This is a genomic window from Burkholderia sp. Bp8984, from assembly GCF_003853755.1.
Taxonomy (GTDB): Bacteria; Pseudomonadota; Gammaproteobacteria; order Burkholderiales; family Burkholderiaceae; genus Burkholderia.
In genome coordinates this window covers 57,976-80,924 of record NZ_QTQN01000038.1, presented here as the reverse complement: position 1 = coordinate 80,924, position 22,949 = coordinate 57,976, and the positions used below count along the sequence as shown (strand labels likewise).

Here is a 22,949-nt window from a genome sequence, read left to right as displayed (position 1 = left end):
ATCGTGTGGGGCGCGGGCCCGTTCGCGTCGCACGATGCGCCGATTCCGCCCGCGATGCCGGACTGGTCGCCGGTGCGCGAGTACGGCGGCTACGGCGGCTGGGGTGCGACGCAGCGAGAGGGCGCACCGCTGCAACGGGCGGCGGCCGCGGCGATGTGCGGCTGCGCGAACGCGTGCAACGTGCACCAGCATGCGCATGCAAGCGCGTGGGGCAGCGCATTGCCGACGTCGGACGCGAAGGGCTTCTGGGGTGCGTTCGGCTGTTCGTGCTGGGCGATCTGACATGACGACGCGTACCATCTATGGCAGCCCGGCGTGGAGCCGCGCGCTACTGTCGCAGCCGTGGGTCCTGCCGCTCGCGCGTCTCGCGCTGGTGTCCGCCTTTCTGCTCGGCGGCGTCGCGAAGGCGCTCGACTTCGACGGCGCGGTCGCGGAGCAGGCGCATTTCGGCCTGCATCCGGCCGCGTTGTGGGCGGCGCTGGCGATCGTGGTCGAGATCGCCGGCTCGCTGTGCGTGGTGTTTCGCCGCTTCACGTGGCTTGGCGCCGGGAGCCTCGGCATGCTGACGCTCGTCGCGATGGTCGTGGCGAACGATTTCTGGAACCGCTCGGGCGCCGAACATTTCATGGCGCTCAACAGCTTTTTCGAGCATCTTGGGCTGATCGCGGCACTTGTGCTCGCGACCGTGCTCGACGATGCGCGGCAACCGGCCGGCGACGGCCGCGCGTGACCGGGGTTTCCCGGGCCGTTGCACCATTTGATGAAACAACAAGGATATCCGTTATGAGAACCCTTCGTTCCGTGTTGCTGGCGCTTGCGCTTGCCACCGGCCTCGTCGCCGCGCCCGGTGGCGTGTTCGCGAAACCGCCGGTGCCGCCCGCAGTCGCGCCGACGGTGGCCGTCGGTCCGCAGTACGACACCACGCACGTGTGCGTCGCGCCGGAAGACTTCGACCGCTTCACCGACAGTTTCGTCGCGACGTTCGGCGGCAAGAAGTCGAAGCAGGGCGTGTTCCAGGTCACGCCGACGCCGAGCCAGACGATGTCGCAACTCGTGCTGACGCCGGTCGGCACGATCTCGGTGTTCGGCTTCAAGACGCCGGTCCCGTATCCGTTCTGCGCGGAGCGCACCGGCTATCTCGTCACCGACATGGACGTCGCGGTGAAGTCGGCGCGCGAGCACGGCGCCGACGTGATCGTCGACACGTTCCCCGATCCGATCGGCCGCGATGCGGTCATTACGTGGACGGGCGGCGTGAACATGCAGCTCTACTGGCACACCCAGGCGCCGAACTACGACGCGTTGCAGACCATCCCCGAGAACCGGGTCTACGTGTCGCCGCAAAGCGTACGCAAGTTCGTGCACGATTTCGTCAAGTTCTCGAAAGGCAAGGTGGTGTCCGATAACCTGAAGGCGCCGGGCATCGAGATCGGCCGGCCGAACGACACGTATCGCCGGATTCGCATCGAATCGGGCTTCGGCAAGATGACCGTGCTCGTGACGGACGGCCACCTGCCTTACCCGTACGGGCGCGAGATGACGGGCTACGACGTGTCGGACCTGGCCGCCACGCTGGAGAAGGCCAAGGCGGCGGGTGTGAGCGTGCTCGTGCCGCCGTACACCGCAGACGGCCGCGACGCGGCACTCGTGCAGTTCCCGGGCGGCTACGTCGCCGAAATCCACGCGAGCGCAGCGCGATGAAGCACGAAGACACGATCCTTGCCGCGGTGGCCGGCTTCGTCGACACGCTGAGCTTCGTCGCGCTGTTCGGGCTGTTCACCGCACACGTGACGGGCAACTTCGTGCTGATCGGCGCGGGCATCGCGGGCTTCGGCCAGGGTGTCGTGCTGAAGCTCAGCGTGTTTCCCGCGTTCGTGTGCGGCGTGATCGCGGCGAGCCTGATCGCGCGGTCGATGTCCGGGCGGCCCGCCTGGCAGGGCACGCGCGCGCTGCACGCGGTGCAGGCCGTGCTGCTGCTCGGCTTCTGCGCGGCCGGCGTGTGGGCGACGCCCGTCACGCAGCCCGACAGCTTGCCGGCGCTCGTTGCCGGCATCGTCGGCACGTTCGCGATGGGCGTGCAGAACGCGCATCCGCGCGTGATTTCGCGCGCGGGCGGCGTGCCGAACACGGTGATGACGGGCAACGTGACGCAGGCGATCCTCGACGTCGTCGACCTGCTGTCGGCCGGCACGGCCGACGCCGCGCGCGCGGCGGCGCGGGCGCGCTTCGGCAAGATGCTGCCGGCGATCGTCGCGTTCGCGCTCGGCGCGGCGTGCGGTGCGCTCGGGTTCCGCTACGTCGGATTCCTGGCGCTGCTCGCGCCGGTCGGCGCGCTCGCGACGCTTGCACTGTGTGCGGCGCAAGCGGCCGCGCCCGCCGCGCAGGAGCGCGCATGATCGCGCGGGGGCAGCGCAGACGCGACGCCCGCGGCTTCGAACGGGCCGCGCGCCTGTCGGTCGTCGCGGCGCTGCTGTGCGCGGGCGCCGACGCGGCGGTCGCGGAAACGGCGGCTGAAACGACTTCGACTTCGACACCGACGCAAGGACCGGCGCAGCCTTCGGCTGCGTCGTCGGTTTCGACCTCGACGCCGGCAGCGACCCAGACGGCCACCGCCGCATCGGCCTGCACGGCCAAGCGCCCGACGGTGCTGTTCAACCGCTGGCAGGAGGACTGGTCGGTGCTCGCGAATCCGTGCGTGCCGCGCGCGCCGCTCGACGGGCTGAAATACATTCCGCTCGGCAACGATCCGGCCTCCTATCTATCGCTCGGCGTGAACCTGCGCGAGCGGCTGGAGACCAACGACGCGCCGCTGTTCGGGATCGGCTCCGCGCAATCGGACACGTACCTGATCCAGCGCGTCGAAGTGCATGCCGATGCGCATCTCGGCCAGCACTGGCAGTTCTTCGCGCAGTTGCAGGATGCGCGCGCGTTCGGCAAGAACACGGTGTCGCCCGTCGACAAGAACCCGCTCGATCTCGAACAGGCGTTCGCGACCTACACGGGCGCGCTCGGCGGCGGCACGTTCAAGTTCCGCGTCGGCCGGCAGGAGATGGCGTTCGACCTGCAGCGCTTCATCGCCACGCGCGACGGCCCGAACGTGCGGCAGGCGTTCGATGCGGTCTGGGCCGATTACGAATACGGGAAATGGCGCTTCATCGGCTACGCGACGCAACCGGTGCAGAACCGCAACGCGTCCGATTTCGACGACGTGTCCAATCGCGGTCTCACGTTCAGCGGCGTGCGCTTCGAGCGGCAGTCGGTCGGGCCGGGCGACCTGTCCGGCTACTGGTCGCGCTACAACCGCCGCAACGCGCGTTTCCTCGATGCGAGCGGCGCCGAGCATCGCGATGTGTGGGACGTTCGCTACACGGGCACGCAGGGCCGCTTCGACTGGGATCTCGAGACGATGCTGCAGACCGGGACGGTCGGCAACGACACGATCGGTGCGTGGGCCGTCGGCTCGATCGCGGGCTACAAGCTCGATGCGCCGTGGTCGCCGCGCGTCGCGTTGCAGATCGATGCGGCCTCGGGCGACCGGCATCCGCACGACGGCCGCGTCGGCACCTTCAATCCGCTGTTTCCGAACGGCTATTACTTCACGCTGGCCGGCTACACGAGCTATGCGAACCTGATCCACGTGAAGCCGTCCGTGACGCTGAAGCCGTCGGCGAACCTGTCGCTGCTCGGCGCGCTGGGTTTCCAGTGGCGCGAGACGACCGGCGACGCCGTCTATCAGCAGCCGAACATTCCGGTGCCCGGCACGGCAGGCAAGGGCGGCCGCTGGACGGGGATGTACGTGCAGCTGCGTGCGGACTGGACGATCGCCGCGAACCTGATCGGCGCGGTCGAGGCCGTGCACTTCCAGGTCGGCGACGCGATCCGGCAGGCGGGCGGACACAACGCGGACTACGTCGGCGTCGAGCTGAAGTACGGCTGGTGACGCAGCCGCGCGGCAACGCGCGCGCATGAAAAACACCCCAAAGGCTGGATTCGCATCCGGCGTTTGGGGTGCAGGTCGCCGCGGGTTGCCCTTCGTTCGTCCGGGCCGGCAGCGCGGCCGGCCCGTTCGCGGTGATGCCGTTACAGGTTCGGTGACAGCGTAAGCGCGTTCGTCAGGTCGCCCATCGGCTGCGCGCCGTTCGCCTTCAGCGCGTCGTCGCGCTGCTGCAGGCCCGGCAGGCGCGGCAGCGAGAAGCGGCGCGTGATGAGACGCAGGATCGAACCCGTGTCGTACTGCGTGTGGTCCACGAAACCCTTCTTCGCGTACGGCGACACGATCAGCGCCGGAATCCGCGTGCCCGGACCCCAGCGATCGGCGGTCGGCGGCGCGGCATGATCCCAGAAGCCGCCGTTCTCGTCGTACGTGACGACGACGACCATGTTCTTCCACTGCGGGCTTGCCTGCAGGTGCGCGATCACGTCGGCGATGTGCTGGTCGCCGGAGGTGACGTCCGTGTAGCCCGGGTGCTCGTTCAGGTTGCCTTGCGGCTTGTAGAACGTGACCTGCGGCAGCGTGCCCGCGTCGATCGCCTTGATGAACTCGGCGCCGTTCGCGCCGCCGTCGAGCAGGTGCTGCGCGCGGCTCGCGGTGCCCGGCGCCTGGTTCGCGAAGTAGTTGAACGGCTGGTGGTGCGGCTGGAAGTTCGGCGTCGACAGGTCGGCGCCGTAGATCACGTTCGACGTGCCGTTCTGGCTTGCCTGCAGCGCCTGGCCCCACGCGCCGCCGTACCATGCCCACGACACGCCCGCGTTGGTCATCAGGTCGCCGATGTTGGTCGCCGTCTGCGGCGGCATCGTCGACGGATTGGCCGGATCGGCGAGCAGCGGATCGCCGCCCGTGGCTGCCTTGTTGCCGCTCGGCTGATACGGCGGCTGCATCGTGTTGACCGCGAAGAAGTCGGGCGTGATCGCGCCGTCGTTGACGAACTTCGGCGGGCCGCTGAGCGCGGACGCGGGTGAGTTCGTCGCAACCTTCAGCGACTTGCCGTCCGCGTTCAACACGGCGATCTTGCCGGCCGCGGGGCTCGTGTTCGCGTTCGCGTAGAACGGCGCGCACGCGCAGATCAGGTACTGGTGGTTCAGGAACGAGCCGCCGAACGCGCCCATGAAGAAGTTGTCGGCGAGCACGTACTGCTGCGCGATCTTCCACAGCGGCAGCTTCGACGGATCCGGCGTGTAGTGGCCCATCGTCAGGCCGCCCGCATCGGTCCATGCGGCGTACATGTCGTTCTTGCCGCCGTTGATCTGCATCTGGTCCTGGTAGAAGCGGTGCACGATGTCGCGCGTCGCGATGCTCATCGACTGGTTGAAGCCCTTCGGATCGTCGATCGCGAACGGCGCGTTCGGCAGGTTCGCCGTCATCGCCTCGGTGACCGCCGGCGTGATGCCGGTCGCGGTCAGGCCGCCCCAGATCTTCGGCAGCGTCGCCATCGTCGAGCCGTCGCGATCCTTCTGCACCGAGTTCGCCGCCGTCGCGTTCTGCAGGCCGTTCGCGCCCGGGAAGTTGCCGTACAGGTTGTCGAAGCTGCGGTTTTCCGCGTAGATCACGACGACGTTCTTGACGGCCGACAGGCCTTGCTGCGTGACATCGTCGCCGCCGCAGGCGGTCAGGCTGAGCGCGGCCGCGAGGGCGATCGGCGTGTAACGAATCCAGGCGTGCTTCTTCATGCGATGTTCTCTCTTTCGTCGTGTGTCGCGTGTGGGAATCGCGGTGGTGTCGGGCCGGCGCGGGAACCTTCGGACACCTGCCGGCTGCGCGCATTATCTGGAACCGATTTGACAGCCGGGTGTAGGGGCGCTTTCAAATGACTGTCGGTCGAACGTCATGCGGCGGTCACGGAACTGACATAAGCTCCGGCCGATTGCCCACCGCTACAAGAAGAACGACGATGCACAGCCTTCTGAAATCCTTCGCGTCCGCGCGATCGCTGATCCCTGCCGCGGCGGCGCTGGCGCTGGTCGGCGGGCTCGCGGCGCTCGCCGGTTGCGATGCGCGCCCCGGTGCCGATGCATCGGCCGCCGCCATCGTGCCGGCGGCACAGGCCGCACCGGCCGCTCCGGCGGTCGCGCCGGCCAGCCAGCCGCAGACGCGCGCACAGGTATTCGAGGGCGTGAAGCAGATGACGGCGCTCGGCAAGCAGTTGTTCTTCGATTCGTCGCTGTCGGGGTCCGGCAAGCTCGCGTGCGCGTCGTGCCATAGCGCCGAGCATGCGTTCGGGCCGCCGAACGCGCTGTCGGTGCAACTCGGCGGCGACGACATGCACAGCACGGGCTTTCGTGCGGTGCCGTCGCTGAAGTACCTGCGCGGCATTCCGCCGTTCAGCGAGCACTTCCACGATTCGCCGGACGAAGGCGACGAAAGCATCGATGCGGGCCCGACCGGCGGGCTGACCTGGGATGGCCGCGTCGATACGCGCGATGCGCAGGCGCGCATTCCGCTCACCTCGCCCTTCGAGATGAGCAGTTCGCCGGCGCGGGTTGCGAAGGCGATTCGCGCCGCGCCGTATGCCGACGCGTTCCGCAAGGCGTTCGGCGATCAGGTTCTCGGCGACGACCAGGCGACGTTCGGTGCGGTGCTGCGCGCGCTCGACGCATTCCAGCAGCAGCCGGCGCTGTTCGATCCGTACACGAGCAAGTACGACGCCTATCTGGCCGGCCACGCGCAGCTGACGCCCGCGGAGCTGCGCGGGCTGCAGCTGTTCAACGACGAGAAGAAGGGCAACTGCGCGAGCTGCCACGTGAGCCAGCGCACGCTCGAAGGCGGCCCGCCGCAGTTCAGCGATTTCGGCCTGATCGCGATCGCGGTGCCGCGCAACCGCGCGCTGCCGGTCAATCGCGATCCGCGCTTTTACGACCTCGGCGCGTGCGGCCCCGAGCGCACCGACCTGAAGGGCCGCGACGAATTCTGCGGCTTGTTCCGCACGCCGTCGCTGCGCAACGTCGCGCTGCGCAAGACGTTCTTCCACAACGGCGTGTACCACTCGCTCGAGGACGTGATGCGCTTCTACGTCGAGCGTGACATCCATCCGGAGAAGTTCTATCCGGTCGTGCACGGCAAGGTGCAGGTCTACGACGACCTGCCGAAGCGCTACTGGCCGAACATCAACCGCGAGCCGCCGTTCGACCGCAAGCGCGGCGACGCGCCCGCGCTGAACGCGGCCGAGATCAAGGACGTGATCGCGTTCCTGAACACGCTGACCGACGGATATCAACCGGCAGCCGCGTCGGCGGCCCGCTAGACGACGTTCCTGGCGGCACGCATGCTATGCTCGCTGGCTGACGGGCGTGGCGCGTGCCGGTTCGCCGGCCGCCGGAGTGCCGGCCGCGCGCCATGCCGTTCGATCGAACATCCAAGGAGAACAACACATGTCGATGCGTGCATCCCTTTCCGTCGTCACGCGCGTGCTGGCCGGCGCCGCGTGCGCAGCCGCGATGCTGCCTGCCTACGCACAGAGCAACCTGGGCTTCCTGAACGACACGCCGCTCGCCTACTTCAGCAAGACCGACCGTGCGTCGCTGGCCAAGGCCGTGGCGCAGGTGCGCGACGAAGGCAAGGACGGCGAGACCACGACCTGGCAGAGCAGCGGCCGCGGCACGCAGATCGATGCGAAGCTCACGCCGTCGACGTCCGAGAACGACGGCAAGACCTGCCGCGAGATCGCCACCGACATTTCCGCGAAGGGCCAGACGCTGACGCTCAAGCCCGTCTATTGCAAGACCGCCACGGGCAAGTGGCAGCTGCAGAAGCGCTGAGCGCGCGTGCAATGAAGCGCAGCGGTGCGTCGCGCACGGTGTCGTGCGGCGTCGTGATTCTCGACGGGGCCGGCCGCGTATTCCTCGCGCACGCGACGGACACCACGCACTGGGACATCCCGAAGGGGCAGGGCGAGCCCGGCGAATCGCCGGTCGACGCGGCGCTGCGGGAGCTGCGCGAGGAAACCGGCATCGAGTTCGCGCCGGCGCGGCTGCTCGATCTCGGCCGCTTCGCCTACCGTCACGACAAGGACTTGCACCTGTTCGCGGTGCAGGTCGCTGACGACGAGATCGATCCCGCGCGCTGCACGTGCACGTCGCTGTTCCCGAGCCGTCGCGACGGCTCGCTGATTCCCGAGATGGACGCGTATCGCTGGACCGCGCCCGGCGACGTCGACGCGTATGCAAGCCGCAGCCTCGCGCGGCTGTTTCGCACGACGCTGTCGCTCGCGGATCTGCACCGGCGGTTGGCGAGCGCGTAAGCGCGGCGGCCGGCGCAGCCGCGCTTGCGCGCTCGCAATAAAAAACGGCCCGAAGGCCGTTTTTTTTCATCCTGCGGCGGGCGGTGCGAGGCCGCCGCGCCGCGCGCGGCGCAGGCCGTCAGGCCGGCTTGCCCCAGCTGTCGCGCAGCCCGACGATCCGGTTGAACACGGGCTTGCCTGGCTTCGAATCGACGCGGTCGGCGACGAAATAGCCGTGACGCTCGAACTGCAGGCGCGTTTCCGGCGCGACGTCGCCGGCGCCCGGCTCGACGTAGGCCTGCGTGACCTTCTTCGAGTCCGGGTTCAGCGCCTCGAGGAAGTTCGCGCCGCCCGCGTCCGGGTGCGGCGCCTTGAACAGCCGGTCGTAGATCCGCACTTCGGCCGCCTGCGCGTGCTTCGCGCTGACCCAGTGGATGTTGCCCTTGACCTTGTAGTTGTTCGCGCCTTCGGTGCCCGACTTGCTGTCCGGGAAGTAGTTGCAGTGCACGGCCGTCACGTTGCCGTCGGCGTCCTTGTCGAAGCCCGTGCATTCGATCACGTAGCCGTAGCGCAGGCGCACCTTGTTGCCCGGGAACAGGCGGAAATAGCCCTTCGGCGGGTTCTCGACGAAGTCCTCGCGCTCGATCCACAGCTCGCGCGAGATCGGGAAGGTGCGCACGCCGCGGTCGGGGTGGTGCGGGTGCACGGGCGCCGTGCACGCTTCTTCCTGGCCTTCCGGATAGTTGTCGATCACGAGCTTCAGCGGATCGAGCACGGCGACCGAGCGCGGTGCCTTGTCGTCGAGGTCGTCGCGCAGCGCGCCTTCGAACACGCTCATGTCGATCCACGAATCGACCTTCGTCACGCCGATCCGCTCGCAGAACAGGTGAATGCTCTCCGGCGTGAAGCCGCGGCGGCGGATGCCGACGATCGTCGGCATGCGCGGGTCGTCCCAGCCTTCGACATGACCTTCGGTGACGAGCTGCAGCAGCTTGCGCTTGCTGGTGATCGCGTACGTGAGGTTCAGGCGCGAGAATTCGATCTGTTGCGGCAGCGGGCGCGTGAACACGCCGGCTTCCGCGAGTTCGTTCAGCACCCAGTCGTACAGCGGGCGGTGATCCTCGAATTCGAGCGTGCACAGCGAATGCGTGATGCCTTCGAGCGCATCCGAGATGCAGTGCGTGTAGTCGTACATCGGATACACGCACCATGCGTCGCCGGTGCGGTAGTGATGCGCGTAGCGGATCCGGTAGATCACCGGGTCGCGCATGTTCATGTTCGGCGACGCCATGTCGATCTTCGCGCGCAGCACGTGCTCGCCTTCCTTGAACTCGCCGGCCTTCATCCGGCGGAACAGGTCGAGGTTTTCCTCGGGCGAGCGGTCGCGGAACGGCGACGGCTTGCCGCCTTCGGTCAGCGAGCCGCGGTTCGCGCGCATTTCCTCGGCGCTCTGGCTGTCGACGTACGCCTTGCCGCGCTGGATCAGCAGCTCGGCGAATTCGTACAGCTTGTCGTAGTAGTCGCTCGCGAAATACTGGTGATCGACCGCGTCCTTGCGCCAGTCGAAGCCGAGCCAGCGCACGGCGTCGACGATCGAGTCGACGTATTCGACGCTTTCCTTTTCCGGGTTCGTGTCGTCGAAGCGCAGGTGGCACACGCCGCCGTAGTCGCGCGCGACGCTGAAGTTCAGGCAGATGCTCTTGGCATGGCCGATGTGCAGATAGCCGTTCGGCTCGGGCGGAAAGCGCGTCTCGACGCGGCCGCTCCATTTGCCGGTGCGGTTGTCGTCGTCGATGATGTTGCGGATGAAATTGGAAGCCGCGGGGGCGTCGTTGCGTTCGGTGCTCATGCGGTTGGCGTCAGGTTGTGTCGGCGCGTCGCGCCGGTTTAATCCCGTAATTCTACCTGACCGGGGTCCGTCCCGCGCGGGTTGCGGCGTCGACAGGGCGGTTCGCGCTGCCGATCGCAATATCTCGATAGTGTGTCGGCTGTAACACGACGTAAATCGGATTGCCCCCCGCATTCGGCTTTTCCTATGATGGCTTCACCGAATCAATGCCGCCATTCGCAGTTTTTGCGGGGCGGGAGGAAGCCAACAATCATGATGAAGAAGACCACTTTTCTCGTTCGTACCGCGGTAATCGTCGCGGCCCTGTCGCAGCTCGGCGCATGCGCGATGACGCACACGCAGCGTAACGCCGGGATCGGCGCGGCAGCGGGCGGCGCGCTCGGCTACCTGATCACGGGCGGCCCGGTCGGCACGGTCGCCGGCGCCGCGGCAGGCGGCCTCGTCGGCGCCGGCGTGCGCTGACCGAAGCCGGCGCGCGTGAGCGCCGGCCGGTCGCGTGCGCAGCGCGACCGATTCATACACCGCACATCCATTCCGCGATTCGACAGGCAGCATCAGGGAGGAGCGGGTGTGCGACACTTCGTCGACGTTACATAAAACGACTTCATGCGTCGACGAACCTTCCATGAGCGATTCTCTCGTTTTCGTGCTGCCGGGCTACGGCAACTCCGGCCCGTTCCACTGGCAAAGCCGCTGGGAGCGCGCCGACGCGCGTTTCGTTCGCATCGCGATGCCCGACTGGGACCGTGCGTTCCGCAACGGCTGGTGTCTCGCGCTCGATCGTGCGGTCGAAGCCGCGCCGGGCCCCGTGACGATCGCCGCGCACAGCCTCGGCACGCTGACCACCGCGTGGTGGGCGACCCGTTACGCGCGGCCGGCCGCGCTCGAGAAAGTGCGCGGCGCGCTGCTCGTCGCTTTGCCCGATCCGGCCGGGCCGGCGTTTCCGGCCGATGCGCACGGTTTCGGGCCGCTGCCGCACGAGCGGCTGCCGTTTCCGACCTGCGTGGTTGCGAGCAGCGACGATCCGTACGGCTCGCTCGGGTTCGCGCGCGGCTGCGCGCACGCGTGGGGCAGCGCGTTTCATGACCTCGGCCCGCGCGGCCACATCAACGCGGACAGCGGGCTCGGCGACTGGCCGCAGGGGCGCGGCTGGCTCGACGCGCTGGCGCGCTAGCGTCGGGTCGATCGATTCGACGCCGGCCGTCCGGCTGGCGCCCGGGCCGCGCCTGCGGTCGCCCCGCGCTGGCAGCAGGTGCGCGAGCGCGCAACGGCACGCCTGCGCGCGCCCGCCCGCTCAAATCGCCTGCTTCGCCTTCAACGCGGCGATCCGCACATCGTCGTAGCCGAGCATGTCGCGCAGCACGTCTTCCGTCTGCGCGCCCAGCAGCGGCGGGGCGGTGCGCGCATCGGGCGGCGTCGCGCTCATCCGGATCGGATTGCGCACGAGCTTCACGTCCGCGCCGCACGGGTGCGGCAGCGACACCTGCATTCCGCGCGCGACCACCTGTTCGTTGTCGAACACCTCGTCGAGTTCGTTGATCGGCCCGCACGGCACGCCGGCCGCTTCGAGCACGGCGATCCAGTCGGCCTTGCCGCGCGCCTTCACCATCTCCGCGAGGATCGGCACCAGCGTGTCGCGGTGGCGCACGCGCGACGGATTCGTCGCGAACCGTTCGTCGTCGGCCAGCTCGGGCCGCCCGCCGGCCTCGACGAACTTGCGGAACTGCCCGTCGTTGCCGACCGCGACGATGATCCAGCCGTCGCTCGTCTGGAACGTCTGGTAAGGCACGATGTTCGGGTGCGCGTTGCCCCAGCGCACCGGCGGCTTGCCGCTCGCGAGGAAGTTGGTGTTCATGTTCGCGAGCAGCGCGACCTGCACGTCGAGCAGCGCCATGTCGATGTACTGGCCTTCGCCCGTGCGATCGCGGTGCGCGAGCGCGGCGAGCACCGCGATCGTCGAATAGAGGCCCGTCGCGAGATCGGCGATCGCCACGCCGGCTTTTTGCGGCCCGCCGCCCGGCTCGCTGTCGCGCTCGCCGGTGATGCTCATGAAGCCGCCGATCCCCTGGACGATGAAGTCGTAGCCCGCGCGGTGCGCGTACGGGCCCGTCTGGCCGAACCCGGTGACCGAGCAGTAGACGAGATCGGGCTTCACCGCGCGCAGCGATTCGTAATCGAGCCCGTATTTCTTCAGCTGGCCGACCTTGTAGTTCTCGAGCACGACGTCGCTCTGCGCGGCGAGCTCGCGCACGATCTGCTGGCCTTCCGGCGTCGCGATGTCGACCGTCACCGAGCGCTTGTTGCGGTTCGCCGCGAGGTAGTACGCGGCCTCGGCCGTATCGGCGCCGGTCGCGTCCTTCAGGTACGGCGGCCCCCAGTGGCGCGTGTCGTCGCCGGCGCCGGGGCGCTCGACCTTGATCACGTCCGCGCCGAAATCGGCAAGCGTCTGCGCGCACCACGGGCCCGCGAGCACGCGGGTGAGGTCCAGCACGCGGATATGGCTCAGGGCACCCATCGTCGAATCGTCTCCTTTCATGGCTCGCCCGGCCCGAGGCAAGGCGGATTGGCATGCCGAGCATCTTAAGGCGAATCGGCCGCGCCGGTGGCCCAGGCCGCTCGTCCGGCGCGGCGGGCCGCTGGCGTGGGAGCCGCCGATCTGTATCGTATAATCGCTCGTTTACGATATCTGCCCGCCGTGCGTCCGCGAGGACGGCCGGCGTTTGAAGCCGTCTCAGCCAGACATTCCCCGCACGCCATGAAAGCTGCCGAAATCCGCGAGAAATTCCTCAAATTCTTCGAATCGAAGGGCCACACGATCGTCCGCTCGTCGAGCCTCGTGCCCGGTAACGACCCCACGCTGATGTTCACGAACTCGGGCATGGTCCAGTTCAAGGACGTGTTCCTCGGCACGGATCCGCGTCCGTACACGCGCGCCACGACCGCGCAGCGCAGCGTGCGCGCGGGCGGCAAGCACAACGACCTCGAGAACGTCGGCTACACGGCGCGCCACCACACGTTCTTCGAGATGCTCGGCAACTTCTCGTTCGGCGACTACTTCAAGCACGACGCGATCCGCTTCGCGTGGGAACTGCTGACCACGGTCTACCAGTTGCCGAAGGAAAAGCTGTGGGTCACCGTCTACCAGGAAGACGACGAAGCGTACGACATCTGGGCGAAGGAAGTCGGCGTGCCGACCGAGCGGATCATCCGCATCGGCGACAACAAGGGCGCGCGCTACGCGTCGGACAACTTCTGGACGATGGGTGACACCGGCCCGTGCGGCCCGTGTACCGAAATCTTCTACGACCACGGCCCGGACGTGTGGGGCGGCCCGCCGGGATCGCCTGAAGAAGACGGCGACCGCTACATCGAGATCTGGAACCTCGTGTTCATGCAGTTCAACCGCGACGCGCAGGGCAACATGACGCGCCTGCCGAAGCAGTCGGTCGACACCGGCATGGGCCTCGAGCGCCTCGCCGCGGTGCTGCAGCACGTGCACAGCAACTACGAGATCGACCTGTTCCAGAACCTGATCAAGGCCGCCGCGCGCGTGACCGAGATCAGCGACCTCACGAACAACTCGCTGAAGGTGATCGCCGATCACATCCGCGCGTGCTCGTTCCTGATCGTCGATGGCGTGATCCCCGGCAACGAAGGCCGCGGCTACGTGCTGCGCCGCATCGTGCGCCGCGCGATCCGCCACGGTTACAAGCTCGGCCGCAAGGGCTCGTTCTTCCACAAGCTGGTGGCCGACCTCGTCGCCGAGATGGGCGCAGCCTATCCGGAACTGAAGGAAGCCGAGCAGCGCGTGACCGACGTGCTGCGCCAGGAAGAAGAGCGTTTCTTCGAGACGATCGAGCACGGGATGTCGATCCTCGAAGCGGCGCTGGCGGATGTCGACGCGAAGGGCGGCAAGGTGCTCGACGGCGAACTCGCGTTCAAGCTGCACGACACGTACGGCTTCCCGCTCGACCTCACGGCCGACGTGTGCCGCGAGCGCGGGATGACGGTCGACGAGCCGGCGTTCGACGACGCGATGGCGCGTCAGCGCGAGCAGGCGCGCGCGGCCGGCAAGTTCAAGGCCACGCAGGGCCTCGAATACTCGGGCGCGAAGACCACGTTCCACGGTTATGAAGAGATCGCGTTCGACGACGCGAAGGTCGTCGCGCTGTACGTCGACGGTTCGGCCGTCAACGAAGTGAAGCACGGCCAGGATGCGGTCGTCGTGCTCGACCACACGCCGTTCTACGCGGAGTCGGGCGGCCAGGTCGGCGACCAGGGCGTGCTCGCGAATGCAGCGACGCGCTTCTCGGTGGCCGACACGCTGAAGGTGCAGGCCGACGTGATCGGCCACCACGGCACGCTCGAACAGGGCACGCTGAAGGTCGGCGACGTGCTGCGCGCGGAAATCGACGCGCATCGTCGCGCACGCACGCAGCGCAACCACTCGGCGACCCACCTGATGCACAAGGCGCTGCGTGAAGTGCTCGGCGCACACGTGCAGCAGAAGGGCTCGCTCGTCGACGCGGAGAAAACCCGCTTCGACTTCGCGCACAACGCGCCGCTGACCGACGACGAAATCCGTCGCGTCGAGCAGATCGTCAACAATGAAATCCTCGCGAACGCGCCGGGCATCGTGCGCGTGATGCCGTACGACGAAGCGGTGAAGGGCGGCGCGATGGCGCTGTTCGGCGAGAAGTACGGCGACGAAGTGCGCGTGCTCGATCTCGGCTTCTCGCGCGAACTGTGCGGCGGCACGCACGTGCACCGCACCGGCGACATCGGCTTCTTCAAGATCGTCGTCGAAGGCGGCGTCGCGGCCGGCATCCGCCGGGTCGAGGCGATCACCGGCGACAACGCGGTGCGCTACGTGCAGGAGCTCGATGCGCGCGTGAACGAAGCGGCCGCCGCGCTGAAGGCGCAGCCGTCGGAACTCACGCAACGCATCGCGCAGGTGCAGGACCAGGTGAAGTCGCTCGAGAAGGAACTGGGCGCGCTGAAGTCGAAGCTCGCGTCGAGCCAGGGCGACGAGCTCGCGCAGCAGGCGATCGAAGTCGGCGGCGTGTTCGTGCTGGCCGCGACGCTCGACGGCGCGGACGCGAAGACGCTGCGCGAGACGGTCGACAAGCTGAAGGACAAGCTGAAGAGCGCGGCGATCGTGCTGGCGGCCGTCGAAGGCGGCAAGGTCAGCCTGATCGCGGGCGTCACGCCGGACGCGAGCAAGAAGGTCAAGGCCGGCGAGCTCGTGAACTTCGTCGCGCAGCAGGTCGGCGGCAAGGGCGGCGGCCGTCCGGACATGGCGCAGGCAGGCGGCACGGAACCGGCGAACCTGCCCGGCGCGCTGGCAGGCGTCAAGGGCTGGGTCGAAGAGCGTCTTTGATCGGCATGGCTGGTGATGCGGTGTGGTCGGGCTGACCGCGTCGCGTCACATCGCTTCGCATCAAAAAAACGACCCGATCGGCACGTGTGCCGGTCGGGTCGTTTTGTTTTTGTCGGTATGAAGAATTAGCGCGCTCGCTGGCGCTCGCCTGCGTTCCCGGCTCGGGCAGACGCCGACGCGGCCACCACCGCCCTGGCCGCATCGCCCGTGTCGGAATGAAGATCGAGCGCGCGCACCAGCGGCCGCCGGCGATCCCGACTCAGGCCGACACCGATGCGGCCACCGCCGCCTTGGTCGCATCACCCGGCTCCCGCGCAGCCTCGCCCAGCGCATCGCGCAACGCGGCGAGCGCCGCCGATGCGTAACCATGCCGCCACGCGAGCAGCGTGTCGATCCCTTCGAGTTCGGGGATCGTGTGAGCGGCGACGTTGCCAGTCTCGGGCTGCAGCTCGAGCACCGAGCGCGGCGCGACCGCGATGCCCGCGCCGGCCGCGACGCACGCGACGATCGCATGATACGAACCGAGTTCGAGCACACGCGAGGGCTTCATCCCGTGCGCCGCATACCATTGCTCGACATATTTCCGGTACGTGCAGCCGCGCTCGAACGCGACCAGCGTCGGCAGGATCACGTCGCGCGGCGTGCGCACGGGCGGATGGCCGCGCGGCGTCAGCAGCACGAGATCCTCGCGGAAGATCGGCACCGTCTCGAACGTGTCGGGCAGCGTGTCCGGCTCGGGCGGCCGCGCAAACAGCGCCGCGTCGATCTCGAAATCACGCACCTTGTCGATCAGCCAGCCGGTCGTGCCGGTCACGAGCTCCAGCGACACGTCGGGCCACGCATGGTGATAACGCGCGAGCACGGTCGGCAGCCGGCTCGCGGCCGTGCTTTCCATCGTGCCGAGCCGCAGCCGCCCGCGCGGCGTGTCCTCGCGCACCGCATCGCGCGCCTCGTCGGCAAGCGCGAGCAGCCGCTCCGCGTACGGCAGCAGCGTGTGCCCGGCCGGCGTCAGCACGAGCCGGCGGCCGTCGCGCACGAACAGCGCCGCGCCGAGTTCCTCCTCGAGCTGCTTGATGCGCGTCGTCACGTTCGATTGCACGCGATTGAGCTTCGCCGCCGCGCGCGTCACACCGTTCTCGCGCACGACAGCCCGGAAAATCGCCAGCGCCGCCAGGTCCATGATTCTCTCCTGGAGATATGTGGATTCTTGATTATTCATTTATCGAGAACGTTCGGTCAAGCTACGATACAAGCGTTCCGATTTCCGTTCCGGCCGGCGCGCGCCGCGCGCGGCCTATGCCGCCATGTCCCGTTCCGATGCCCCGAGCGCCGTCGCCGGCGTACACCTGCCCGATGACGCCGACCGCCGCGCCCGCGCGGCCGCGCTCGCCTGCATGATCGGGCTGGCGGTCGCGCTCGGCGTCGGCCGCTTCGCGTTCACGCCGCTGCTGCCGCTGATGCTCGCCGACGGCTCGATCGGCCTGAAGGCCGGCAGTTGGCTCGCGTCGGCGAACTACGCGGGTTATTTCGTCGGCGCGGTCAGTTGCGCGGCCGTGCGGGTCGCGCCCGCGCCGATGGTGCGCTTCGGGCTGGCCGCCACCGTGCTGTTGACTGCCGCGATGGGCGTCGGCCATCTGCTCTCCGTGTGGCTCGTGGTGCGCTTCGTCGCGGGCGTCGTCAGCGCATGGACGTTCGTGTTCGTGTCGCAATGGGGGCTGCGGCGGCTCACCGAACTGCATGCGCCCGAGTGGAGCGGGGTGATCTACGCGGGGCCGGGCGTCGGGATCGTGCTGACCGGGCTGATCGGCAGCGCGCTCGCCGGCCATCGCGCGGCGCCCGGCTGGCTCGGCTTCGCGGCGTTGTCGGCGCTGCTGTCGGTCGCGATCTGGCGCACGTTCGGCAGCGCGCCGGGGCCGGCCGTCTCGACAACCGCCGCGCGGGGCGCCGCGGCGCCGGCCATGCGCGAGCGACCGGCCGCGCCGGCCGCGGCACCGCATGACGCACGGCGCCATCGCGCCGACGCCGCGTGGCTCGTCGTGCTGTACGGGATGCCGGGCTTCGGCTACATCATCACCGCGACGTTCCTGCCGGTGATCGCGCGTGCCGCGCTGCCGGCCGGCTCGCCGTGGCCCGACCTGTTCTGGCCGATGTTCGGCGCGGCGCTGATCGTCGGCGCGATCGCCGCGTCGCGATTGCCCGGCCACTGGGACAACCGGCTGCTGCTCGCCGCCGGCTGCGCGACGCAGGCGCTCGGGATCGCGGCGGGGATCGTCTGGCCGAACGCGGCCGGCTTCTCGGCCGGCAGCGCGCTGCTCGGCCTGCCGTTCACCGCGATCACGCTGTTCGCGATGCGCGAGGCGCGGCGGCTGCATGGCGAGCGAGCGGCCGGGCTGATGGGCTATGCGACCGCGTCGTACGGGGTCGGGCAGATTCTCGGTCCGCTCGTCGCCGCGCCGCTGACCGCGCGCTTCGGGTCGTTCTCGCCGGCGCTGTGGGTCGCGGCAGGCGCGTTGCTCGCCGGTGCCGCCGGCTTCGCGGCGACGGCCACGCGCGGGCGTGCGCAACCCCGCATGCAACCCTGACCTCATCGGGGCCGGATCGTCTGCGGCGCGGGCAAACTCGCTAGAATGAGGCCTTTCCCGCGCCGAGCGGGCGCGCGACGCGGCCGGCAGGCCGCCGCCGGGCGCTCGCCAGATCCCCATCGATGACCACCGCCGACTACCGTTTTTGCCCGCGCTGCGCGCGTCCGCTGACCGAGCGCGCCGATCCCGACCACGAAGGCGGCCGCGTCCGCCAGGCCTGCCCGGACGACACGTGCGGCTACGTGCACTGGAACAACCCGCTGCCGGTGGTGGCGGCGATCGTCGAACTCGACGGCAAGATCCTGCTCGCGCGCAACGCGGCCTGGCCGGAAGGGATATTCGCGCTGATCACCGGCTTCCTCGAGAACGGCGAGACGCCCGAGGACTGCATCGCGCGCGAGGTGTTCGAGGAAACCGCGCTGAAGGCCGAGCAGGTCTCGCTGGTCGGCGTCTATGAATTCATCCGCAAGAACGAACTGATCATCGCGTACCACGTGCGCGCGTCGGGCACCGTCGCACTGTCGCCGGAACTGCTCGAATACCGGCTCGTCGATCCGCCGCTGCTGCGCCCGTGGCGCGCCGGCACCGGCTACGCGCTCGCCGACTGGATGCGCGCGCGCGGCCTCGATTTCGAATTCGTCGACCGAGCGGGGCAGTGACGGGCCGCGCCGCCGCCATGTCGTCCGTCGCGCCGGGCACGATCGCTGCGCGGCACCTCGCCATTCGCCGGCGGGCCGTTCCGCACGGCCGCCGCGCGACGTGCGCTTCATCTTCCTCGTCCTGACCGCCCACTGCCATCGCCATGTCCGACAAGCCGCAGCCGCGTCCGCGCGACGCCTACCGCCACTTCCTGCCGATCACGACCCGCTGGATGGACAACGACGTCTACGGGCACGTGAACAACGTCGTCTACTACAGCTACTTCGACACCGTCGTGAACGAATACCTGATCCGCGCGGGCGTGCTCGACGTCGAGCACGGGCAGACGATCGGGCTCGTGGTCGAGACGCAGTGCAACTACTTCGCGCCGCTCGTCTTTCCGCAGTCCGTCGACGCGGGGCTGCGCGTCGCGAAGCTCGGCACGTCGAGCGTGCGTTACGAGATCGGGCTGTTCGCGGCGGGCGAAGCCGCGCCGGCCGCGCAGGGGCATTTCGTGCACGTGTACGTCGATCGCGGCACGCGCCGACCGGTGCCGCTGCCGGACACGCTGCGCGCGGCGCTCGAACCGCTCGCTGGCTGACGGGCCCGCGGCGGTGCACGCGTTCGCGCTCCAGGCGTTCAACGGCCTCAGCTACGGGTTGCTGCTGTTCATGCTGTCGGCCGGCCTCACGCTGATCTTCAGCGTGCAGGGCGTGCTCAACTTCGCGCATGCGAGCTTCTACATGCTCGGCGCGTACGTCGGCTACAGCATCGCAGCCCGCGCGGGGTTCTGGCCCGCGCTCGGGCTCGCGCCGCTCGCGGTCGGGCTGCTCGGCGCCGGCTGCGAGCGCGCCCTGCTGCGCCGCGTGCAGGCGCACGGGCACACGAGCGAACTGCTGCTGACCTTCGGGCTCGCGTACCTGATCGGCGAGGGCGCGAAACTGCTGTGGGGCCTCGCACCGCTGCCGGCGCCGGTGCCGCCGCTGTTCGACGGCGCGCCCGTGACCGTGTTCGGCCTCGCGCTGCCGCGCTACCGGCTCTTCATGATGGCGATGTCCGCGGCGATGCTGGCCGCGCTCGGCGCGCTGCTGCGCGCGTCGCGCCTCGGCCTCGTCGTGCGCGCCGCGCTCACGCACCGCGCGGCCGTCGAGGCGCTCGGCTACGACGTGCCGCGCGTGATGACGGGGCTGTTCGGCGCGGGCACCGCGCTCGCGGCGCTGGCCGGCGTGATCGGCGCGCCGCTCGCGGTGATCGAGCCGGCGCTGGCCGAGACCGTCGGGTCGGTGGTGTTCGCGATCGTCGTGATCGGCGGGCTCGGTTCGCTCGGCGGCGCGTTCGCCGCGTCGCTCGCGGTCGGCTTCGCGCAGACCTTCGCGGCGTCCAGCGACACGTCGCTGCGCGACCTCGCGCGATGGGCGGGCCTCGCGCTGCCCGACGGCGTCGCGGCCGTGTCGATCGCGCAGCTCGCCCCGCTGGTCCCGTACCTGCTGCTCGTCGCGGTGCTGGTCGCCCGGCCGCGCGGGCTGTTCGGCGAGCGTGTCGATGGCTAGCCGCGCGCGGGCCGGCGCGCTGCGCTGGGTGCTGTTCGCCGCGTGCGTGGCCGTGCCCGCGTGGCTGTGGCCGCATGGCGCGGTGCTCGGCTATCTCGCGCAGACGGCCGCGCTCGTCGTGCTCGCGCTGTCGTACAACCTGCAGCTCGGCACGACCGGGCTGCTGTCGTTCGGCCATGCCGCCGTCGCGGGGCTCGGCGCGTTCGCCGCCGCGCACTGGTTCAATCATGTCGGCGCGCCGCTGCCGCTGTTGCCGCTCGTCGGCGGCGCGGCCGGCGCGGGCTTCGGGTTCCTGGCCGGCCTGCTCGCGACACGCCGCGCGGGCACCGTGTTCGCGATGATCACGCTCGGCCTCGGCGAATGCGTCGCGGCCGCCGCGTGGAGCGTGCCTGCGTGGTTCGGCGGCGTCGGCGGCGTGCCGATCGACCGCGCGAGCGGCGCGCCCTGGGGCGGCTGGCATTTCGGTGCGCAAACGCAGGCCTACGCGGTGATCGCCGCATGGTGCATCGTGTCGGCGCTGGCGATGCACGCGCTGACGCGCACGCCGCTCGCCCGGCTCGCGAACGCGGTGCGCGACAACCCCGCGCGCGTCGCCGCGCTCGGCACCGAGCCGCGCCGCGTGCGGCTCGCGATGGTCACCTGCGCGTCGTTCTTCGCGGGCATCGCCGGCACGCTGACGCTGATCGACGTCGAGATCGCGACGCCCGACAGCGTGTCGATGGCGCGTTCGGCGACCGTGCTGATCGCCGCGGTGATCGGCGGCACCGGCACGTTCTTCGGGCCGGCGGCCGGCGCGGTGGTGCTGACCGCGCTGAGCGTCGTCGTCGCGGGCGTGTCGCGCGCATGGGCGCTGTATCTCGGCGTGCTGTTCGTCGCGGTCGTCGTCGCCGCGCCGCGCGGGATCGCTGGCATCGCGCAAGCGTTCGCGCATGCGTTGCGGCGCGGCGCGCCGGCGGCCGAGCGGTGGCGCCTGTTGTGCGGGGGCGGCGCGTGCGTGTTCTGGGGCGTCGCGATCGTCTGCGCGGCCGAGCTCGGCTATGCGTGGCGTTTCGCGCAGGACGACGGCACCGGCATCGCGTTCGGCGCGTGGGGCATCGACGCCGATTCGCCGGCGGGCTGGGCCGTCGCGGCTTCGGCGGCCGGCATCGGCACGCTGCTGTGGGGCTGGCGCGCGCGGTTGCTGAACCACCGGCACGGCACGCGGGAGGACGGGCTATGAACGGCAACGCGATCGCGCTCCACGGGATCGTGCAGCGTTTCGGCGCGCAGACCGTGCTCGACGGCATCGAATTGAGCATCGCGGCCGGCGAGCGTCATGCGCTGATCGGGCCGAACGGCGCGGGCAAGTCGACGCTGTTCGGCGTGATCGCCGGCGCGACGCGGCCGACGCGCGGGCGTGTCGTGCTGCACGGTGTCGAGTTGCGCGGGCGCGGGCCGGTCGTCGCGAGCCGGCTCGGCATCGGCCGCAGTTTCCAGCAGACGAGCGCGTTCGCGCGGCTGAGCGTGTTCGACAACCTGCGCTGCGCGGCGCTGCATGCGCCGGCCGAGCGGCGGCGCTGGTGGAACCGGCTGCGCGAATCGGCATCGGTCGATCGCGCGGCCGCGCGCGTGCTGCACGACATCGGCCTCGATGCGCGGCGCGACGCGCCGGCCGGCGCACTCGGCTATGCGGAACAGCGCGCGCTCGATCTGGGCATCGCGCTCGCGAGCGGCGCGCGCACGCTGCTGCTCGACGAGCCGACCGCCGGCATGAACCGCGACCAGGCGGCGCGGATGATCGCGCTGATCCGCGCGACGACGCAGGGCCGCACGGTGCTGATGATCGAGCACGACATGGATGCGGTGTTCGGCTTCGCCGAGCGCATCACGGTGCTCGTGCGCGGCACGGTGGTCGCGACCGGTGCGCCCGACGCGATTCGCGCGGACCCGGCCGTGCGCGCCGCCTATCTCGGCGAGGGTGCATGAGCGCGCTGCTCGACATCCGCGGCCTGCGTGCGTGGTACGGAAGCCAGCCCGTGCTCGACGGCGTCGATCTCGCGCTCGCGCCGGGCGAGACGCTCGCGCTGCTCGGTCGCAACGGCGCGGGCCGCTCGACGCTCGCGAAGGCCGTGATGGGGCTCGTGCGCACCGCGGGCTCGGTGCGCATCGCCGGCGCCGAATGCGCGGGCGCACGCACGTTCGAGATCGCGCGGCGCGGCGTCGCTTACGTCGCCGAAAGCCGCGACGTGTTTCCGCTGCTGAGCGTGCGCGACAACTTGCGGCTCGGGCTGCGCGGCCTGAGCGGCGCGGCCGAACGTGCCGCGCTCGACCGGCTGCTCGCGCGCTTTGCGCTGCTGGCCGCGCGGGCCGACGTGAAGGCCGGGCGGCTCTCGGGCGGCGAGCAGCAGGTGCTCGCGCTGGTGCGCGCGCTCGCCGGCCGCCCGCGCGTGCTGATCGTCGACGAACCGGCCGAAGGGCTCGCGCCGCTCGCGGTCGACGCAGTCGGCGCCTGCCTTGCCGCGCTGCAGGACGACGGCGTCGCGATCCTGCTGATCGAGCAGCGGCTGCAGCTCGCGCCGCGGCTCGCGCAGCGCGTCGCGGTAATGGGGCGCGGGCGGATCGTCTACGACGGCGCACTCGACGGGCTCGGCGGCGACGTCGTCAGCGCGTGGCTGAGCGCCGGCTGACCGTCCGTCGACCGTCCGTCCGCCGATTGTTCGGCAAACCCCGCCAGTCAATTCGTGTCGAGCCGCTTTA

Annotated in this window: 21 protein-coding genes and 1 pseudogene; 18 read left to right on the top strand and 4 right to left on the bottom strand. The window is 69.7% G+C overall.

From position 1 onward, the window contains the following. The 5 genes and pseudogenes from DID98_RS29690 to DID98_RS29670 form a co-directional block, all read left to right on the top strand. Positions 1-282: pseudogene (locus tag DID98_RS29690) on the top strand (amidohydrolase); the annotation flags it as partial. Between the two features lies 1 nt (position 283). Beyond that, positions 284-730, top strand: a complete 447-nt coding sequence (locus DID98_RS29685; RefSeq protein ID WP_124571884.1) for a DoxX family protein — start codon at positions 284-286, stop codon at positions 728-730. 53 nt (positions 731-783) lie between these two features. Continuing rightward, on the top strand, positions 784-1,701 hold the full coding sequence (locus DID98_RS29680) for a glyoxalase (protein WP_124571883.1): 918 nt from the start codon (positions 784-786) through the stop codon (positions 1,699-1,701). Continuing rightward, a complete protein-coding gene (locus tag DID98_RS29675) occupies positions 1,698-2,396 on the top strand; it encodes a YoaK family protein (protein WP_044846118.1) in 699 nt (232 codons plus the stop codon). The genes DID98_RS29680 and DID98_RS29675 overlap by 4 nt, the downstream gene beginning before the upstream one ends. After that, the gene (locus DID98_RS29670; protein WP_124571882.1) at positions 2,393-3,940 is read left to right on the top strand and encodes an alginate export family protein; all 1,548 of its coding nucleotides are present in this window, start codon (positions 2,393-2,395) and stop codon (positions 3,938-3,940) included. The genes DID98_RS29675 and DID98_RS29670 overlap by 4 nt, the downstream gene beginning before the upstream one ends. Before the next feature lie 140 nt (positions 3,941-4,080). On the opposite strand, the gene DID98_RS29665 is transcribed toward DID98_RS29670, so the two are convergent. Then, positions 4,081-5,667, bottom strand: a complete 1,587-nt coding sequence (locus tag DID98_RS29665; protein WP_044846117.1) for an acid phosphatase — start codon at positions 5,665-5,667, stop codon at positions 4,081-4,083. Positions 5,668-5,888: 221 nt separating this feature from the next. Here DID98_RS29665 and DID98_RS29660 point away from each other — a divergent pair, with 221 nt between their 5' ends. The 3 genes from DID98_RS29660 to DID98_RS29650 all read left to right on the top strand — a co-directional run bounded on the left by DID98_RS29660 (position 5,889) and on the right by DID98_RS29650 (position 8,234). Beyond that, positions 5,889-7,238 (top strand): cytochrome-c peroxidase, encoded by a 1,350-nt coding sequence (locus tag DID98_RS29660; protein ID WP_124571880.1) that lies wholly within the window; start codon positions 5,889-5,891, stop codon positions 7,236-7,238. Positions 7,239-7,365: 127 nt separating this feature from the next. Continuing rightward, a complete protein-coding gene (locus DID98_RS29655; RefSeq protein ID WP_044846115.1) occupies positions 7,366-7,752 on the top strand; it encodes a hypothetical protein in 387 nt (128 codons plus the stop codon). Positions 7,753-7,763: 11 nt separating this feature from the next. Further along, entirely contained in the window at positions 7,764-8,234 is a 471-nt protein-coding gene (locus DID98_RS29650; RefSeq protein WP_044846139.1) for an NUDIX hydrolase, read from the top strand. Between the two features lie 118 nt (positions 8,235-8,352). On the opposite strand, the gene DID98_RS29645 is transcribed toward DID98_RS29650, so the two are convergent. Continuing rightward, complete coding sequence (locus DID98_RS29645) at positions 8,353-10,062, bottom strand: glutamine--tRNA ligase/YqeY domain fusion protein (protein ID WP_044846114.1); 1,710 nt, start codon at positions 10,060-10,062, stop codon at positions 8,353-8,355. Between the two features lie 252 nt (positions 10,063-10,314). Between DID98_RS29645 and DID98_RS29640 the strand changes: the two genes are divergently transcribed. Then, positions 10,315-10,524 (top strand): ornithine acetyltransferase, encoded by a 210-nt coding sequence (locus DID98_RS29640; protein ID WP_006497729.1) that lies wholly within the window; start codon positions 10,315-10,317, stop codon positions 10,522-10,524. Between the two features lie 163 nt (positions 10,525-10,687). After that, entirely contained in the window at positions 10,688-11,236 is a 549-nt protein-coding gene (locus DID98_RS29635; RefSeq protein ID WP_124571879.1) for an alpha/beta hydrolase, read from the top strand. 120 nt (positions 11,237-11,356) lie between these two features. On the opposite strand, the gene DID98_RS29630 is transcribed toward DID98_RS29635, so the two are convergent. Beyond that, positions 11,357-12,577 carry a CaiB/BaiF CoA-transferase family protein gene (locus tag DID98_RS29630; RefSeq protein ID WP_124523014.1) on the bottom strand — a complete coding sequence of 407 codons (1,221 nt, stop codon included), beginning with the start codon at positions 12,575-12,577 and terminating at the stop codon, positions 11,357-11,359. 240 nt (positions 12,578-12,817) lie between these two features. Here DID98_RS29630 and alaS point away from each other — a divergent pair, with 240 nt between their 5' ends. Beyond that, positions 12,818-15,442, top strand: coding sequence for an alanine--tRNA ligase (gene alaS / locus DID98_RS29625; RefSeq protein WP_124571878.1), 2,625 nt, complete (start codon positions 12,818-12,820; stop codon positions 15,440-15,442). Positions 15,443-15,701: 259 nt separating this feature from the next. Here the strand turns inward: alaS and DID98_RS29620 are convergent, their stop codons facing one another. Beyond that, on the bottom strand, positions 15,702-16,622 hold the full coding sequence (locus tag DID98_RS29620) for a LysR family transcriptional regulator (protein WP_124488940.1): 921 nt from the start codon (positions 16,620-16,622) through the stop codon (positions 15,702-15,704). Between the two features lie 124 nt (positions 16,623-16,746). On the opposite strand from DID98_RS29620, the gene DID98_RS29615 reads away from it, so the two are divergent. From DID98_RS29615 to DID98_RS29585, 7 genes are all read left to right on the top strand, one after another. Beyond that, positions 16,747-18,024 (top strand): YbfB/YjiJ family MFS transporter, encoded by a 1,278-nt coding sequence (locus DID98_RS29615; protein WP_124571877.1) that lies wholly within the window; start codon positions 16,747-16,749, stop codon positions 18,022-18,024. 122 nt (positions 18,025-18,146) lie between these two features. After that, positions 18,147-18,683: an NUDIX domain-containing protein gene (locus DID98_RS29610; protein WP_124571876.1), complete on the top strand. Its 537-nt coding sequence runs from the start codon at positions 18,147-18,149 to the stop codon at positions 18,681-18,683. Between the two features lie 143 nt (positions 18,684-18,826). Continuing rightward, the gene (locus DID98_RS29605) at positions 18,827-19,264 is read left to right on the top strand and encodes a thioesterase family protein (protein WP_124488943.1); all 438 of its coding nucleotides are present in this window, start codon (positions 18,827-18,829) and stop codon (positions 19,262-19,264) included. A gap of 13 nt (positions 19,265-19,277) precedes the next feature. Continuing rightward, positions 19,278-20,213 carry a branched-chain amino acid ABC transporter permease gene (locus DID98_RS29600; protein WP_044846105.1) on the top strand — a complete coding sequence of 312 codons (936 nt, stop codon included), beginning with the start codon at positions 19,278-19,280 and terminating at the stop codon, positions 20,211-20,213. After that, the gene (locus tag DID98_RS29595; protein WP_124571875.1) at positions 20,206-21,432 is read left to right on the top strand and encodes a branched-chain amino acid ABC transporter permease; all 1,227 of its coding nucleotides are present in this window, start codon (positions 20,206-20,208) and stop codon (positions 21,430-21,432) included. Before DID98_RS29600 ends, DID98_RS29595 begins: the two co-directional genes overlap by 8 nt. Further along, positions 21,429-22,178 (top strand): ABC transporter ATP-binding protein, encoded by a 750-nt coding sequence (locus DID98_RS29590; protein ID WP_044846103.1) that lies wholly within the window; start codon positions 21,429-21,431, stop codon positions 22,176-22,178. Before DID98_RS29595 ends, DID98_RS29590 begins: the two co-directional genes overlap by 4 nt. After that, positions 22,175-22,879: an ABC transporter ATP-binding protein gene (locus DID98_RS29585; RefSeq protein ID WP_124571874.1), complete on the top strand. Its 705-nt coding sequence runs from the start codon at positions 22,175-22,177 to the stop codon at positions 22,877-22,879. Before DID98_RS29590 ends, DID98_RS29585 begins: the two co-directional genes overlap by 4 nt. Positions 22,880-22,949 lie beyond the last annotated feature (70 nt).